Raw genomic sequence first — 2,399 nt, 5'->3', positions numbered from 1 at the left:
CGTCGGGGACGAGACCGCCGTCATCGAGGCCCTGCACGTCCGGGTGGTCGGCTCGGACACGCCCCCGGCCTGGAACGCGTACCTGGGGTCGTCGGGCTGCGGCGGAGACGTGCAGACGAGGTCGTTCGACACGGACCTCGACGCCGGCCGTCCCGTCCTGGTGCCGAAGGCCGGCCAGCGCGGCGTCCCCTACAAGGTCAGCCGGACCGATCCCGAGGTGCTGTACATCACCGCCCGTGCCGACGCCCGCGACGTGCGCTGGTACGTGGAGCTGCAGTGGTCCGGCGGGGGCCGCCAGGGGACCATCCGGATCGACGACCACGGAAAGCCGTTCCGCACCAGCGGCAGCCGGGGCCGTCCCGTGTACGAGCACCCGCTCGGCGGTACGGAATGGTCCGACGTGACGGGGAACTGATGCCCGCGGTCCCGGCACCGGGGGCACGCCCGGGCCGGGGGGCGACGGCGGTCGTTCCGCTCCCCGACCGGTGCGGCACGGCGTTCGTCCACGTCGCCGGTGTCCCTGTCACCGGTGTCCCTGTCGCCGGCGTCGCCGGTGCGGTCGGTGTCCCGGAACAACCGCGGGCCCGCCCCGTGTTGCCGTGGGCATGATGATGAATGCGCCGCGCCCCGAGGTCCTGCGGTACACCGCCTTCTCCAGTGACCCCGAGGGCGGAAACCCCGCCGGCGTCGTGCTGGACGCCGCCGCCCTGGACGACGGCGACATGCTGGCCCTCGCCGCCGACCTCGGGTACTCGGAGACCGCGTTCCTGACCGCGCCCCCGGAGGGCCTCGGCGGGCCGGGGGAACGGGCGTACGGCATCCGTTACTTCAGCCCCAGGGCCGAGGTGCCGTTCTGCGGGCACGCCACCGTCGCGACCGCCGTCGCGCTCGCCGAGCGGACGGGTCCCGGGAGGCTGGTGTTCGCGACGCGTGCCGGTGCCGTGCCGGTGGAGGTCGCCGAGGAGAACGGGACGCTCAGGGCCACGCTCACCAGCGTCGAGCCGTACGTCGGGGAGATCGCCGACGCCGATCTCGCGGAGGCGCTCGCCGCGCTGGGCTGGCCGGCCGCCGACCTCGACCCGGCCTTCCCGCCCCGTATCGCGTTCGCCGGAGCCCGCCACCTCGTTCTCGCGGCGGCGACGCGCGCCCGCCTCGCGGACCTCTCGTACGACTTCGCGCGCCTCGAAGCCCTGATGCACCGCCTGGACCTGACCACGGTCCAGTTGGTGTGGCGGGAGTCGGCCGCGGTCTTCCACGTCCGTGACCCGTTCCCCGTCGGCGGTGTCGTGGAGGACCCGGCGACGGGCGCCGCGGCCGCCGCGTTCGGCGCGTACGCCCGTGAACTCGGCCTGGTCCCCGAGGCCGCCGTCCTCACCCTGCACCAGGGCGAGGACCTGGGCCGCCCCGGCGAGCTCACGGTGACGCTGCGCGCGGGCGACCCGCGCGTCCGCGTCGGCGGCACGGGCACCCGCATCGGCTGAGGCCCCGGCCGCGCCGGCCGTACGGGCACAGCTCTCCCCGACGGGCGCAGAACTCCCGTACGGGCCCAGGGCGTTCCCCCTCCGCGGGCGCCGGGTCCGCCCTCCGCCGGCCCCGGCGTCCCGCCCCTTCCGGCGGTGGTGTGTCCCGCGCCACAGGAACCGGGCCGGGGCGGCGGAGAGTTGAAGAGTGTGAGCCATACAGAACCAGCGGAGTCGTTGCGTGCGCGCATACGTTCGGGGGACCGTGCCGCGTTCGCCGACCTGTACGACCGGTACGCGCGGGCGGTCTACAACCACGCCCTGCGGCTGACCGGCAACTGGTCGGACGCCGAGGAGGCGATGTCCGAGACCTTCCTCGCCGCCTGGCGCACCCGGGAATCGGTGGAGCCGGAGGGCGGCTCGCTCAGACCGTGGCTGCTCGGCATCGCCACGAACAAGGCGCACAACGCCAACCGCGGCGTGCGCCGGCGGCTCGCCTTCCTGGCGCGCAGCCCCGAACCCCGGCAGGTCGAGGACTTCGCGGACGAGACGGCCGGCCGGATCGACGACGCCCGCCGGCTCGCGGCGGTCCACGAGGCCCTGAGCCGGCTGCGCCGCCAGGACCGGGAGGTGATCGCCCTGTGCGTGGCGGCCGGGCTGGACTACCGGCAGGCCGCCGAGGCGCTGGGCGTCCCGGTGGGCACGGTGCGGTCGCGGCTCTCGCGCGCCCGGGCGCGACTGGCCCGGATCAGCTCCGCCCCGCCGCGCGGACGGGGACGGGGACGGAAAGCGGAACCACCCGGCGCCCGCGGAGAGAGGGAGAGTGAGGCCGCGTTCGCGGCCCTGTTCCTGCAGGAGGAAGTCCGATGAACGCCGACCGTCCGCCCCGCACGGGCTCCGCCGCGGGCCCTGCCCGGAGCGCGGCGGAGCCCGTGCGGG

Annotated in this window: 2 protein-coding genes and 1 pseudogene; all 3 read left to right on the top strand. The window is 75.8% G+C overall.

Translation table 11 applies throughout. From position 1 onward, the window contains the following. Positions 1-415: pseudogene (locus tag AOK18_RS23000) on the top strand (hypothetical protein); the annotation flags it as partial. 190 nt (positions 416-605) lie between these two features. Next, positions 606-1,481, top strand: a complete 876-nt coding sequence (locus AOK18_RS22995; RefSeq protein WP_055695570.1) for a PhzF family phenazine biosynthesis isomerase — start codon at positions 606-608, stop codon at positions 1,479-1,481. 216 nt (positions 1,482-1,697) lie between these two features. Continuing rightward, complete coding sequence (locus tag AOK18_RS22990) at positions 1,698-2,330, top strand: RNA polymerase sigma factor (RefSeq protein ID WP_055695569.1); 633 nt, start codon at positions 1,698-1,700, stop codon at positions 2,328-2,330. The last annotated feature ends 69 nt before the right edge of the window (positions 2,331-2,399 follow it).

Source organism: Streptomyces prasinopilosus (assembly GCF_001419695.1).
Taxonomy (GTDB): domain Bacteria; phylum Actinomycetota; class Actinomycetes; order Streptomycetales; family Streptomycetaceae; genus Streptomyces; species Streptomyces prasinopilosus.
Note: the sequence above shows the minus strand (reverse complement) of the source record. Positions and strands in the feature narration are given on the sequence as shown.